12 protein-coding genes are annotated in these 13,323 nt (G+C 74.2%); all 12 read right to left on the reverse strand.

Annotation, left to right across the window (positions count from 1 at the left end):
* A partial coding sequence (locus tag ACFUVW_RS14330) for a MoaD/ThiS family protein (RefSeq protein WP_430571997.1) occupies positions 1-295 on the reverse strand: 295 nt, incomplete at its 3' end.
* A 2-nt stretch (positions 296-297) separates the two neighbouring features.
* Complete coding sequence (gene moaA, locus ACFUVW_RS14335) at positions 298-1,407, reverse strand: GTP 3',8-cyclase MoaA (protein ID WP_430571998.1); 1,110 nt, start codon at positions 1,405-1,407, stop codon at positions 298-300.
* Positions 1,408-1,411: 4 nt separating this feature from the next.
* The gene (locus ACFUVW_RS14340) at positions 1,412-1,744 is read right to left on the reverse strand and encodes a DUF6457 domain-containing protein (protein WP_430571999.1); all 333 of its coding nucleotides are present in this window, start codon (positions 1,742-1,744) and stop codon (positions 1,412-1,414) included.
* Positions 1,741-2,502 carry a molybdenum cofactor guanylyltransferase gene (locus tag ACFUVW_RS14345; protein WP_430572000.1) on the reverse strand — a complete coding sequence of 254 codons (762 nt, stop codon included), beginning with the start codon at positions 2,500-2,502 and terminating at the stop codon, positions 1,741-1,743. The genes ACFUVW_RS14340 and ACFUVW_RS14345 overlap by 4 nt, the downstream gene beginning before the upstream one ends.
* Positions 2,492-3,871 (reverse strand): gephyrin-like molybdotransferase Glp, encoded by a 1,380-nt coding sequence (gene glp / locus ACFUVW_RS14350; protein WP_430572001.1) that lies wholly within the window; start codon positions 3,869-3,871, stop codon positions 2,492-2,494. Before glp ends, ACFUVW_RS14345 begins: the two co-directional genes overlap by 11 nt.
* A 97-nt stretch (positions 3,872-3,968) precedes the next feature.
* Entirely contained in the window at positions 3,969-5,198 is a 1,230-nt protein-coding gene (locus ACFUVW_RS14355; RefSeq protein ID WP_430572002.1) for a nitrate/nitrite transporter, read from the reverse strand.
* A gap of 25 nt (positions 5,199-5,223) precedes the next feature.
* Complete coding sequence (gene narI / locus ACFUVW_RS14360) at positions 5,224-5,985, reverse strand: respiratory nitrate reductase subunit gamma (protein ID WP_430572003.1); 762 nt, start codon at positions 5,983-5,985, stop codon at positions 5,224-5,226.
* The gene (narJ, locus tag ACFUVW_RS14365; protein ID WP_430572004.1) at positions 5,976-6,707 is read right to left on the reverse strand and encodes a nitrate reductase molybdenum cofactor assembly chaperone; all 732 of its coding nucleotides are present in this window, start codon (positions 6,705-6,707) and stop codon (positions 5,976-5,978) included. Before narJ ends, narI begins: the two co-directional genes overlap by 10 nt.
* Positions 6,704-8,440, reverse strand: coding sequence for a nitrate reductase subunit beta (narH, locus tag ACFUVW_RS14370; protein WP_430572005.1), 1,737 nt, complete (start codon positions 8,438-8,440; stop codon positions 6,704-6,706). The genes narJ and narH overlap by 4 nt, the downstream gene beginning before the upstream one ends.
* Complete coding sequence (locus tag ACFUVW_RS14375; protein WP_430572006.1) at positions 8,437-12,276, reverse strand: nitrate reductase subunit alpha; 3,840 nt, start codon at positions 12,274-12,276, stop codon at positions 8,437-8,439. Before ACFUVW_RS14375 ends, narH begins: the two co-directional genes overlap by 4 nt.
* Positions 12,277-12,440: 164 nt before the next feature.
* On the reverse strand, positions 12,441-12,896 hold the full coding sequence (locus ACFUVW_RS14380) for a hypothetical protein (RefSeq protein ID WP_430572007.1): 456 nt from the start codon (positions 12,894-12,896) through the stop codon (positions 12,441-12,443).
* Positions 12,897-12,906: 10 nt separating this feature from the next.
* Positions 12,907-13,323: hypothetical protein (locus ACFUVW_RS14385; RefSeq protein ID WP_430572008.1), on the reverse strand; the 417-nt coding region annotated here is incomplete at its 5' end.

A 13,323-nucleotide genomic window follows, 5' to 3' on the forward strand; every position in this document is an offset into this window, starting at 1 on the left:
GTGTGCGGCGTGGGGGCCGGGTGCTTGGCGGCGTGTGCGGCGGCGGCCTCGCGTACCCAGGCGCCGTCGGCGTGGGCGCGGCGCGGCGGCCGTCGAGCAGCACGCTGCAGCGTTCCAGCACGGGCGCGGCCCCGGGCGACGCGGCGGCCAGGCGGGCGACGACGTCGGCGACGGTCGCGCCGGGCGGAACCTCTAGGGACTCCTCCGACCGCCCCAGGGCGGCGCGGGCGGCGGCGAAGTAGCGCAGCGCCACGGTCTGCCCCAGGGCCCGCGTCGTCTCCAGCTGGTCCGTCATCGTCATCCTCCGATGGCGCTCATGGTGCGCTCGGGCTGGGTGAAGCCCGAGCTGTCGAGGTCGGTGCCCGAGCCGGTGTCGCTCATGCCGTGCCCGGCCTGCTTGGCCCACATGGCGGCGCGCCACAGGTCGGCCAGCACGGCGTCGTCGGCGCCCGCGCGCAGCGGCCCGAGCAGGTCGGTCTCGGTGTGCGCGAACAGGCAGTCGCGCACGCCGCCCTCCGCGGTGAGGCGAGTGCGGCAGCAGTCGTCGCAGAACGGCTCCGTGACCGACGCGATGATCCCCACCCGGCCCAGGCGCGCGCCGCGCCCGTCCCGCACGACGAACCGTTCCGCGGGGGCGCCGTCGCGCGGCTCCTCGTCGGGCTCCAGGGCGAACCGGGTGCCGAGCTGGTCGCGCACCTCCGCCGCCGTCACCATCGCGGCGCGGTCCCACGCATGGTCGGCGTCCAGCGGCATCTGCTCGATGAACCGCAGCTCGAAGCCGCGCTCGAGGCACCAGGCGAGCAGCTCGGCCGCGTGGTCGAGGTTGACGCCGCGCACGAGCACCGCGTTGATCTTCACGAGGTCGAACTGCTGCGCCGCCGCGTCGATCCCCGCGAGCGTGCGGGCCAGGAACGGGCGGCGGGCCAGCGTGGCGAACGTGTCGGGGTCGAGCGTGTCGAGGGAGACGTTGACGCGGTCCAGGCCGGCCTCGCGCAGCGCCGCCGCCCGCGAGTCGAGCCCGACGGCGTTGGTCGTGAGGCTCAGCTCGGGGCGGTGGGGGAGGGCGGCGCACTCGCGCACGATCTCCACGAGGTCGCGCCGCAACAGCGGCTCCCCGCCGGTGAACCGCACCTGACGCACGCCCAGGTCGCGCGTCCCGATGCCCACGAGCCGCACGATCTCCTCGCGCGTCATCACCGAGTCCTTCGGCAGCGTGGGCAGGCCCTCGGCCGGCATGCAATACGTGCAGCGCAGGTTGCAGCGGTCGGTGAGCGACACGCGCAGATCCGTGGCGACGCGGCCGAACGTGTCGACGAGCCCGCCGGTGGCCGGCCGGTCCGCGGGCAGCCGCACGTCGGGCACCCCCGCGCCCGGCAGGCGCGGCATCCCGAGGGAGACGGTCGTCATCCGATCAGCTCCCCGCCGCCGACCCGGAGCCGCCCGCGGCGCCGGGGCCCGGGTCCCGCCAGGCGAGCGCCGACGACGACGCGCGGTCCAGCGCGTCGGACGCCTCGCCGCGCGCGGCAGCCAGCCCGGCGGCGTACCCGGCGGCGTACGCGGTGACGGGGGCGGCCGGCCGCGCCACCTGGTGCGCGGCGTCCCGGGCGAGGTCGAGCACCGCGCCGACGTCGACGCTGCGCGGGGGCAGCCCGAGCTCCACCTCGAGGGCGTCCACCCACCGGTCCAGCACACTGGAGCCGGGCTCGGCGCCGCGGGGCGCGGCGGGGGGAGTCTGGTCGGTCATCGGTATCCTCCCGGGCGGTGCTGTCGGTGCGGCGCCGCCGGGGCGGTCGTCGCGTGGTCGGGCGACGTCGCAGCGCGGGCGGCCACGACCGTGTGGCTTCCTGTGTGGAGTCCTACCGTAAGCCGTCGCAGGTCGTCCCAGGTGTCGACGTCCGCGCTGACCGCCTCGACGTCCGGCACCTCGACGCAGGACAGCCCCGCGACCAGGCGGCGCACCGGCACCCCGGTGAGCCCGGTGGCGCCACGCGACCCTGTCGACGCCGCCAGGCCGTCCAGGGCGCGGCGCAGGGCGTCGCGACGGTACAGCCCGACGAGCCACTGCGCGTGGCCCTCGCGGACCAGGTACGCGCCGTCGAGGTCTCCGTCCGTCGTGCCGACGGCGGCGCGCAGCGGCGCCACCGCCTCGGCCGCCCGCGGCACGTCCACGGCGAGCACCAGCACCCACGGCGGCGCGGACCCACCCGACGCCGCGTCCAGGGCCCGCAGCCCGGCGTCGAGCCCGGCGACGGGGCCGCCGAACGGCGGGTCCTCGCGGGCGACGAGCACGTCGCGGCCGGGCGGCAGGGCGGGGTCCGGGCCGACGACGACGGTGCGGTCGGCGTCGCGGGCCGCGGCCAGCGCGCGGTCGAGCAGCGTGGCGCCGTCGAGCACCACGGTCGGCTTGGGCACGCCGCCGAGGCGCGACGCGCGGCCGCCGGCGAGGACCACGGCGTCGTGCCGGACGTCGGGCCGCGCGGGGGCCGTGTCGTCAGGAGTCACGTCGGGCCCCGAAGCCGAACGGCAGGTCGAGCGGCAGCACGTCGAGCTCGTCCCCGGCCTCGACCTTCTCGACGTCCGGAGGAACGAGGGCGAGGGCGTCCGCGCCGAGCAGCGCCGACGTCGCGTGCCCGCCGGCGGAGCCCGCCCCGGCGCCGGGCGCGGCGGCGCGCTCGACCGCCCCCGACGGCAGCGTCCGCACCGGCACGACGTGCGTGCGCCCCGGCGGGCTGGGCCACGCCTCGGCAGCGGGGCGCCGGACCGGCCGCGCGGGATCGCGACCCGCGAGGACGGCGAGCGCGGGGCGCACGAAGAGCGCGAACGACACGAACGCGCTCACCGGGTTGCCGGGCAGCGCCACCCACGGCACCCCGCGCCAGCGCGCGAGCGCCTGCGGGCGGCCGGGCCGCAGCGCGACGGCGGCGACGTCCACGTCGGCCAGCCGCGCGTCGTCGGCGTCCAGCACCGCCCGCACGACGTCCGACGCCCCCGCCGACACCCCGCCCGTCGTGACGACCAGGTCGACCGCTGCCGCACCACCGGCGCCCACAACGCTGTCGAGGGCGGCGCGGAGGGCGTCGGCGTCGTCGGGCACGGCGCCCACCCGCACGACGTCGGCCCCGGCGGCGCGGGCCAGGGCGGCGAGCAGCAGCGAGTTGGAGTCCGGGATCCGCCCCTCGGCAGCCGCGCCGCCGCCGTGGCCCGAGGGCACCAGCTCGGACCCGGTGGACAGCACGCCGACGCGCGGCCGGCGGCGCACGGGCAGCGCGGCCAGCCCGCCCGAAGCCGCGACCGCGACCAGCGCCGGGGTGACGGCGTCGCCCGCCCGGCCGAGCAGGTTGCCGGGCCGCACGTCCTCGCCCCGGTGCCGCACGTGGGCCCGGGGCTGCCGGGCGAGCGTGACCTCGCGCTCCGTCGTCGGGCCGCCCGCGACGAACCGGCCCGTCGACGTGCGCTCCACCGGCACGACGGCGTCCGCCCACGCGGGCACCGGCGCGCCCGTCATGATCCGCACCGCGCCCCCGCCCTCGTTGTGGGTGCGGAGATGGCCCTCGCTGTCGGCGTGTCGAGGGCGTGTCTCGCACCCACAACGATCGGGGGGCGAGCCGGGGCGCAGGTCGCCGACGACGCGCAGGGTCACGGGGGAGCCGTCCGCGGGCAGGTCGGCGAGGCGTACCGCGTAGCCGTCCATCGCGGCGGCGTCGAACGGCGGCACGTGCGCGACGGCGTGCACGTCGGCGCCGAGCACGCGGCCGGGTCCCTCGACGGCGAGCTCGCCCAGGTCGACGTCGCCGGCGGGCAGCGGCGCGACCCGCGCCAGCACGGCGGCCACGTGCTCGGCCGTGCTCCGAGCCGTGCGCGAGGTGCTCATGGGGCCACGCTAGGCCGACGACGTGTCGCCCGTGCGGCGCGCACCTCACGGCGGTCCCGGCGCCGGGGTGAGGCGGCGCGGTGCACGGGGAGCGCCGTCATCCGGCGTTCGCCCGCACGCGCTTGCGCACCGGGCCGAGCGTGAACAGCAGGGTGAGCAGCGCCGTCAGCGCGAGCAGGCCGAACCCGATGCCGTAGTCGCCCTCCGCGCCGTACACGGCGCCCATGATGAGCGGCGGGATGAAGCCGCCCAGGCCGCCGGCGGCGCCGACGACGCCGGTCACGGCGCCCACCTTGTCCGGCGGCGCCATCTTGGCCACGAGCGCGAACGTCGCGCCCGAGGACGCTCCGAGCGCGGCCGCCATCCCGAGGAACGCGACCGTCGCGCCGGGGACGAGGGCGGGCTGGAAGATGATGACGGCTGCGAACACCGTCACCACCGTGAAGCACGCGATGGACACGGGGACGCCGCCGATCTTGTCGGACAGCGTGCCGCCGAGCGGCCGGCACACCACCGCGAGCACCACGAACCCGGCGGTGCGGAACGACGCGTCGCTGGCGCTGAGGTCGTACGCGTTCTGCAGGAAGGTCGGCAGGTACACGGAGAACGCGACGAAGCCGCCGAAGCCGATCGCGTACAGCCAGGACAGCTGCAGCGTGGCGGGGATCTTCAGCGTCGCCCAGGTGCGCGCCCACATGCCGCCGCCGGTGCCCGGCGACCAGGCGGGCGAGTCCTTGAGCAGGGCCCGCGAGACCAGGGCGAACACCGCGAGGAACACCGACACGATGATGAACGGGGCGCCGTCGCCCCACGCGTCGCGGATGGGCACGGTGGAGAACGACGCGATGGCCGTGCCGCCCATGCCGGCGCCGAAGATGCCGATCGCGGTGCCGCGGCGCGCCGGCGGGTACCAGTTGTTGACGAACGGGACGCCGATGGCGAAGGTCGTGCCGCCGAGGCCGAGGAAGAACCCGCCGATCAGCAGCCACACGAGGCTGTTCGCGACGAAGCCGATGAACAGCACGGGGATGATCGTCAGCGCGCTGCACAGCGGGAACATCACCTTCGCGCCGAAGCGGTCGGTGAGCGCGCCGATCGGGATGCGGCCCAGGGACCCGACGATCACGGGGACGGCCACCAGCACGGAGACCTCGAAGTCGGACAGGCCGTACAGCTGCCCGTAACTGTTGCCGAGCGGGCCGAGCAGCGCCCAGGCCCAGAAGCAGATCGCGAACCCGGCCGTGGCGAGGGCGAGCTGGGTGGCATTGCCCTGCACGGCCGGGGCGGCCGTGGCGCCCGTCGGTCCGGGGGTCGGTGCCGAGGTCATGGCGTTCCTCCAGTCGTACGGGTGGTCAGCGGGGCGGCGTGGTCGTCGGGTCCCAGCCGGGCCGCGGCGCCCGCGAGGACACGGAGGCCTCGCGGGAGCGGTAGACCACGTAGGGCCGGAACGGGTACTGCACGGGGGCGGAGAACGCGTGCACCAGCCGGGTGAAGGGCCACAGCGCGAAGAGCAGCATCGCCGCCACGATGTGCACCTGGAACGCGGCGGGCACGCCCTCCATGAGCGCGGGCTGCGGCTGCAGGTACCAGAGCGACCGGAACCAGGGCGAGATCGTCTCCCGGTAGTCGTACCCGTGGCCCCCCGCGAGGATCTGCGTCTGCACGGTCGCCCAGGCCCCCGACAGCAGGGACGCGGCGAGGAACACGTACATGGTCTTGTCCATGCGGGTGGTCGCGAGGAAGACCGGCCCGGTGGCCCGGCGCCGGTAGATGAGGATGAGCAGCCCGGCGACCGCGACGAGCGCTGCGATCGACCCCATCGACGTCGCGATGAAGTGGTAGAACCCCTCGCTGATCCCGACCGCCTCGGTCCAGGTGTTCGGGATCACGAGGCCGAGGAAGTGCCCGAGCACCACGAACAGCAGCCCGAAGTGGAACAGGGGCGACCCCCAGCGCAGCAGGCGCTTCTCGTAGAGCTCGCTGGACCGCGTGGTCCAGCCGAACTTGTCGTACCGGTACCGCCAGATCGACCCCACCACGAGGACGGCGAAGGTCACGTACGGCAGCACCACCCAGAGGATGATCTTGTCGGCGGAGGCGTCCGTCAGGCCCATGGCAGGTCCTTCCCCTCGTTCCCGTACCCGGCGTCCCCGTCGCCCGCCCCGTACCCGCTCAGCCCCACCAGCTCCGCGGGCGGCCCGGCGGCGACCAGGTCCGCGACGCGCTCGGCGGTGGCGGCGTCCACGGGCGGGAGCGTGAGGCTCACGGCCTCGACGGCCGCCGTCCAGGGCGAGCGCTGCGCGGCGAGCGCCGAGCGCAGCACCTCGATGCCGTCGCGGTGGGCAGTGAGCAGCGCGCCGGCGATGCGGGCGCCGTCGGGCCCGCCGCGGGCGGACAGCTCCAGGACGGTCGGCAGGTAGTCGGGCAGCTCGTCGCCGGTGGTCTCGTACCCGGCCGCGCGGTACGCCTCGACGAAGCTCACCAGGGCGGCGCCCCGCCGGCGGGTGTCGCCCGCCGCGTAGTACGACAGGTACATGGCGCAGCGTCGCTTGAGGTCGAACGTCGCGACGTACTGGGCCTGCAGGGCGCCGGGCTCGCCGTCCAGCAGCGTCGTCGCGAGCCCCGCGAGGCGGTCGCGCACCGGGTCGGGCAGGCCGGCGACGGCGTCGCGCACGGTGGGCGCGGCCGCGAGCGTCGCGTCGTCGGGGTAGGCGAGCAGCACGGAGGCGGCCATGTGGGCGACGGCGCGGTCGCCGTCGCCGAGCGGCACCGGCGCGAGCGGGTCGAGCCGCTTGGCGCGGACGCCGGGGCGCGGCAGGAAGGCCAGGCGGCTCATCGCGCGCTCCCCTCGAAGCCGCCGGGCTCCTCGTTCGTCGCGTCCTGGCGCCCGCCGGGCAGGGTGCCCCGGTCGCCCGCGCCCTGTCCGCCGCCGTCGCCGGGCGGGAAGAGGCCGGACGGGCGGCCGCGGCCGTCCCAGTTGAGCAGGTTGACCCGGCTGGGCGAGGAGGGCGTGTGCGGAGAGTCGGCCGTCTGCCGTGCCGCCAGGGCGTGGAAGTTCTCCACCGCCACGGGGGTGGGCTGGCCCGAGGACGTGCCGAACGGCCCGGCCCCACCCATGCCCGGCCCGCCCTCGAAGTCGAGGGAGCAGGCCATCTCCTCCAGCTCGCGCGCCACCTCGGTGTGCGCGGTGGGGATGACGTACCGCTCCTCGTACTTCGCGATGGCCAGCAGGCGGTACATCTCCTGCACCTGGTCGCCGGTCATGCCGACGGCACTGGCGTTCTCCTCGGGGAACTCGCGCCCGAGGTTCACCTCGCGCATGCCCGACCGCATGGCCGCGAGCCGGCGCAGCACCCGCTCGACGGGCCCGGTGTCGCCGGCCGTGAACAGGCCGGCGAGGTACTCCAGCGGGATGCGCAGCTGGGAGATCGCGGCGAACAGCGTGCGCCCGTCCTCGCCGTCGTTGCCGGAGCTGGCGACGACGTCGACCACGGGGGACAGCGGCGGGATGTACCAGACCATGGGCAGCGTCCGGTACTCCGGGTGAAGGGGGAGGGCGACCTCGTACTCCGAGATGAGCTTCCAGATCGGGGAGCGCTGCGCGGCGTCGATCCAGTCGTCGGGGATGCCCTCGCGGCGGGCCGCGGCGACCACCTCGGGGTCGTGCGGGTCCAGGAACACCGACCGCTGCGCGGCGAAGAGGTCCGTCTCGTCCTCCGTGGCGGCGGCCGCGCCGACCTTGTCGGCGTCGTACAGGACGAGGCCGAGGTAGCGCAGGCGGCCCACGCACGTCTCGGAGCACACGGTGGGCAGGCCCACCTCGAGGCGCGGGTAGCACAGCGTGCACTTCTCGGCCTTGCCGGTCTTGTGGTTGAAGTAGACCTTCTTGTACGGGCAGCCGGTGACGCACATGCGCCAGCCGCGGCACTGGTCCTGGTCCACGAGCACGATGCCGTCCTCGACGCGCTTGTACATCGCGCCCGACGGGCAGGAGGCGACGCAGGACGGGTTGAGGCAGTGCTCGCAGATGCGCGGCAGGTAGAACATGAACGTCTGCTCGAGCTCCTCGGCGACGTGCTCGCTCATGTGCTTGAGGATCGGGTCGTCCTGCATCGTCGCGGTGGAGCCGCCGAGGTCGTCGTCCCAGTTGGCCGACCACTGGATCGACATGTCGTCGCCGGTGAGCAGGGACTTGGGCTTCGCGACCGGCGTGTGCTCGCCCTGCGGGGCGCTGAGCAGCATGTCGTACTCGTACGTCCACGGCTCGTAGTAGTCGTGGATCGACGGCAGCTTCGGGTTCGCGAAGATCGACGCGAGCTTCTTGGCCCGCCCGCCGGCGCGCAGCTTGAGCTTGCCGCGCTTGGTGCGCACCCAGCCGCCCTGCCAGGTGTCCTGGTCCTCGTAGGTACGCGGGTAGCCCAGGCCGGGGCGGGTCTCGACGTTGTTGAACCAGACGTACTCGGTGCCGGTGCGGTTCGTCCACGCCTGCTTGCACGTCACCGAGCAGGTGTGGCACCCGATGCACTTGTCGAGGTTCATCACCATCGACATCTGCGCCATGACCTTCACTGGTAACGCACCTCCTGCGAGCGGCGTCGGATGACCGTGACCTCGTCGCGCTGGTTGCCGGTGGGGCCGAGGTAGTTGAACGCGTAGGTGAGCTGCCCGTACCCGCCCGCGAGGTGCGTGGGCTTCAGCAGGATGCGCGTCAGGGAGTTGTGGATGCCGCCGCGGCGCCCGGAGGTCTCGGCGAGGGGCACGTCCACCGTGCGGTCCGTGGCGTGGTGCATGTACACCGTGCCCTCGGGCATGCGGTGGGAGACGACGGCGCGCGCGACGACGACGCCGTTGCGGTTCACCGCCTCGATCCACTCGTTGTCCGCGACGCCGATCTTCGCGGCGTCCGCCGGGCTCATCCAGATGTTCGGGCCGCCGCGCGACAGCGACAGCATGAACAGGTTGTCCTGGTACTCCGAGTGGATGGACCACTTGGAGTGCGGCGTCAGGTAGCGCACCGCGACGGCCGCGTGCCCGGTGCCGCTGCCGTCGGACCGCCCGTCGTCGAACGCTCCCGGGCGCGGCGAGTCGCCGAACAGGTGGTGCAGGTCCAGCGGCGGCCGGTAGACGGGCAGCTGCTCGCCCAGCTCGATCATCCAGTCGTGGTCGAGGTAGAAGTGCTGGCGTCCGGTGAGCGTGTGCCACGGCTTGAGCCGCTCGACGTTCACCGCGAACGCCGTGTACCGGCGCCCGCCGTGCTCCGACCCGGACCACTCCGGGGAGGTGATGACCGTCGTCGGGCGGGACTGCACGTCCGGGAAGGTGACCCGCTTGGCCTGGTCGTCGCGCGCCAGGTCCGCCATCCGCTGCCCGGTGCGCTTCTCGAGGTGCTCGAACCCCTGCACCGCGAGGCGGCCGTTCGTGGTGCCGGACAGGGCCAGGATCGTCTCGCAGGCGTGCGTGTCGCGGTCCAGGCGGGGGCGCCCGGCCGCGGGACCGGACGCCACCAGGCCGTTGACCTGCCCGAGCTTGCGCACCTCTTCGTCCGGCATGAACGCGACCCCCTTGGTCGCCATGCCCTTCGAGTCGGTGAGCGGCCCGAGCGCGGCCATGCGCGCCGCGAACGCCGGATAGTCGCGCTGCACCACCTGCAGCCGCGGCATCGTCACGCCGGGCACGAGCTCGCGCTCGGTGACCGGCGCGCCGGCGTCGGTGAGCGTGCCGTGCGGCACCGCGAGCTCGTCGGGGGAGTCGTGCAGCAGGGGCGTGGCGACCAGGTCCTCGCGCACGCCCAGGTGCTCCTCGGACAGCTGCGAGACCAGCCGCGCCAGCGTGTGGAACGTGTCGAAGTCGGTCTTCGTCTGCCACGGCGGGTTGATCGCCGGGTTGAACGAGTGCACGAACGGGTGCATGTCCGTGCTCGACAGGTCGTGCTTCTCGTACCAGGTGGCCGCGGGGAGCACGACGTCGGAGAACAGCGTCGTGCTCGTCATGCGGAAGTCCATCGTGACCAGCAGGTCGAGCTTGCCGCGGGGCGCCTCGTCGTGCCACGTCATCGAGGCCGGACGGCGGCCCTCCGGCGCCTCGTCGGCCAGCACGGACGCGTCCGTTCCGAGCAGGTGCTTGAGGAAGTACTCGTTGCCCTTGCCGGACGAGCCGAGGATGTTGGCCCGCCAGATCGTCAGCACCCGGGGGAAGTTCGCCGGGTCGTCGGGGTCCTCGCAGGCGAACCGCAGGCGGCCCGCCTTGAGCTCGTCGACGACGTGCTGCTCGGGCTCCTTGCCCGCCGCGCGCGCCTCGTCCACGAGGTCCAGCGGGTTGCGGTCGAACGTCGGGTAGCTCGGCATCCAGCCGCGCTGCGCCGACTCCACCAGCGAGTCCGCCGTCGTGCGGCCCGCCAGGACCCCGGGCGCGAGCGGGGACGCCAACGCGTCGGCCGGCATGCCGTCGTACCGCCACTGGTCGGTGGCGAGGTAGAACCAGCCCGTGCCGATCATCTGCCGCGGCGGGCGCGACCAGTCCAGGCCGCCGGCGTACTGCGCCCAGCCGGTGATCGGGCGGCACTTCTCCTGGCCCACGTAGTGGGCCCAACCGCCGCCGTTGACGCCCTGGCAGCCCGTGATCGTGGTGAGCGTGAGGAACGCGCGGTAGATCGTGTCCGAGTGGAACCAGTGGTTCGCGCCCGCGCCCATGATGATCATCGAGCGGCCGCCCGAGTCCTCGGCGTTCTGCGCGAACTCCCGGCCGATCTGGGCGGCGTCCGCGGCCCGCACGCCCGTGATCTCCTCCTGCCAGGCTGGGGTGCCCGGGGCCGTCGCGTCGTCGTAGCCGGTGGGCCACTCGCCCGGCAGGTCCAGGCCGATGTCCCGAGCCGTGCGCTCGACGCCGTACTGCGCCAGCAGCAGGTCGAAGACCGTGCACACCAGGTGGCCGCCCACGCGGCGGGTCGGCACGCCGCGCGTCAGCACGCCCTTGCCGCCCAGGTGCGCCTGCTGCGCGCCGTCGCCCGCACCGCCGTCGGGGACGACGTCGAACCGGGGCAGCAGCACCGCCGCCGTGCCCCGCTCGCCGGACGCCGCGCCGTCGGCCACCGACAGCAGCGGGTCGACGTCGCCCAGGTCCAGGTTCCACTTCCCCTCGCCCGCCGCGCCGTACCGGTCGGCGAGAGTGCCGTTCGGCGCGACGACGGCGCCGTCGGCGCCCAGCAGCAGCGTCCGGAAGCTCGGGTTCGCCGCGGAGGACGCGCCCGGCAGGACGGCGTCGTCCACGTCGGCTGCGGTGAGGAACTTGCCCGGCACGTACGCGCCGTCCTTCTCCTCCAGCCGCACCAGGAACGGCGCGTCCGCGTACCTCTTGAGGTAGTCGACGAACGGCGCGGTGCGCTTCTCGACGAGAAACTCGCGCAGGATCACGTGCCCCATCGCCATCGCGAGGGCCCCGTCCGTGCCCGGCTGCGGCGCCAGCCACTGGTCGGCGAACTTCGTGTTGTCCGCGTAGTCGGGGGAGACCGACACCACCTTGGTGCCGCGGTAGCGCGCCTCGGCCATGAAGTGCGCGTCCGGGGTGCGGGTCACCGGGATGTTCGAGCCCCACATGATCAGGTAGGACGAGTTCCACCAGTCCGCGGACTCCGGCACGTCCGTCTGGTCGCCGAACACCTGCGGGGACGCGACCGGCAGGTCCGCGTACCAGTCGTAGAACGACAGCATCGTGCCGCCCAGCATCTGCACGAACCGCGCCCCGACGCCGTGCGACACCATGGACATGGCCGGGATGGGGGAGAACCCCGCGACCCGGTCCGGCCCGTGCGCCTTGATCGTGTGCACGTGCGCCGCCGCGACGATCTCCGCCGCCTCGTCCCACGTGGCCCGCACCAGGCCGCCCTTGCCGCGCGCGCTCTTGTACGCCCGCGCCGTCTCCGGGTCGGAGGTCAGCCGCTCCCACGCGAGCACCGGGTCGCCGCCGACGGCGGCCTTCGCCTCCCGGTACGCCCGCAGCAGGACGCCGCGCACGTACGGGTAGCGCACCCGCGTGGGCGAGTACGTGTACCAGGAGAACGCGGCGCCGCGGGGGCAGCCCCGCGGCTCGTACTCCGGGGAGTCCGGGCCCACCGACGGGTAGTCCGTCTGCTGCGTCTCCCACGTGATGATGCCGTCCTTGACGTACACCTTCCACGAGCACGAGCCCGTGCAGTTCACGCCGTGCGTGGAGCGCACCACCTTGTCGTGCGACCACCGGTCCCGGTAGAAGACGTCACCCTCCCGACCCCCCTTGAGGAACAGCTGGCGCAGGTCCTCCGACACGTCCCCCTTGCGCAGGTGCTTGCCGAGCCGCAGCAGGGCGTCGGCGGCCCCGGTCGGCGGCGCCGCCCCGGGGTCGGACGTGACGGGCGGGCGGGTGGTCGACATGCGCACTCCTGGGGCTGGGGAACCGTAGAGTCACTGCTTCGCATCATGGGCCCGGACCTGCGGCAGCGCATGTCGGGGGGAGGCGCGTCGGAGCCCCGGGCCTGCAAGAAGGCCCGGGGCCCCGACGTCGTCCACCCTGCCGTGCGGGCGGCGCCCCGGGGGGCTCAGGTCCTGCCCGGGACCCGCTTCTTCTCGGTGCACACCGCGCCGGACCCGTCGGACGTGCACGTCTGGATGTGGACGGTCTGTCCCTCGTCGTACGACAGGTTCACCTCGCGATAGGTGTTGTCGCCCCTGGAGTAGAAGACGGCGGGACCGCTGCTGCCGACCCAGAGCTTGACGACCGACCTGCGGTCGTTGTCGTGGTAGTCCCAGATCGACAGAACCTCGCCGTAGGCGCGGAAACGACCGTGGACGTACTCGTCGCTGGTGGTCTTGTACGCCATCTCGGAGATGGAGATCCCGCCGGCGTCCTCGGGGTCGTTCCAGGCGTAGTAGTCGTGGCCCCAGCCGGCCTGCACGGCCGCCTGGACGGGCGCGGCCCCGGCCGCGCCGCCGACCATCCCCACGGCGGCGACGGTGAGCGCCGCGGCCGCTGCTGTCATCGTGCGAGCTCGCATGGTGTCCTCCTCAGGAGACGCCCTTCTCCCGCTTGGGAGTGCAGACGGCGTTCACGGACGTGGACGTGCAGGCCTGCAGGTAGACCCGCTGGCCCTCGTCGTAGGACAGGTTGAACTCCTTCTTCGTGCCGTCGCCCCTGGCGTAGAAGACAGCGGGACCGCTCCTGCCGACCCAGAGCTTGACGATCGCCTTGCGGTCGTTGTCGTGGTGGTCCCAGACGGTCAGGTGCTCGCCGTTCGCCTCGAACATCCCCATGACGTACTGCGAGGTGCCGCCCTTGACCGCCTGCTCGTAGAGGCTGACGCCACCGGCGTCGCCGTCGTTCGCCCAGGCGGCCGTGTCCATGTACCAGCTCGCGGCCGTACCGGAGCGGTCCGTCGTGGCCGGCCCGGCCGGGTCCGGCGCGGGCGTGGCGGTGGCGGCCGG

Origin of the sequence: Isoptericola sp. NPDC057391 (assembly GCF_042668085.1) — a bacterium.
In the GTDB taxonomy this organism is placed as follows: domain Bacteria; phylum Actinomycetota; class Actinomycetes; order Actinomycetales; family Cellulomonadaceae; genus Isoptericola.

What these genes read in the sequence shown, in the direction of transcription:
- moaA (WP_430571998.1), bottom strand. Translation starts at nt 1,407, where the DNA reads ATGACGACCGTCTCCCTCGGGATGCCGCGCCTGCCGGGCGCGGGGGTG.
- ACFUVW_RS14340 (WP_430571999.1), bottom strand. Translation starts at nt 1,744, where the DNA reads ATGACCGACCAGACTCCCCCCGCCGCGCCCCGCGGCGCCGAGCCCGGC.
- glp (WP_430572001.1), bottom strand. Translation starts at nt 3,871, where the DNA reads ATGAGCACCTCGCGCACGGCTCGGAGCACGGCCGAGCACGTGGCCGCC.
- ACFUVW_RS14355 (WP_430572002.1), bottom strand. Translation starts at nt 5,198, where the DNA reads ATGACCTCGGCACCGACCCCCGGACCGACGGGCGCCACGGCCGCCCCG.
- narI (WP_430572003.1), bottom strand. Translation starts at nt 5,985, where the DNA reads ATGGGCCTGACGGACGCCTCCGCCGACAAGATCATCCTCTGGGTGGTG.
- narJ (WP_430572004.1), bottom strand. Translation starts at nt 6,707, where the DNA reads ATGAGCCGCCTGGCCTTCCTGCCGCGCCCCGGCGTCCGCGCCAAGCGG.
- ACFUVW_RS14375 (WP_430572006.1), bottom strand. Translation starts at nt 12,276, where the DNA reads ATGTCGACCACCCGCCCGCCCGTCACGTCCGACCCCGGGGCGGCGCCG.
- ACFUVW_RS14380 (WP_430572007.1), bottom strand. Translation starts at nt 12,896, where the DNA reads ATGCGAGCTCGCACGATGACAGCAGCGGCCGCGGCGCTCACCGTCGCC.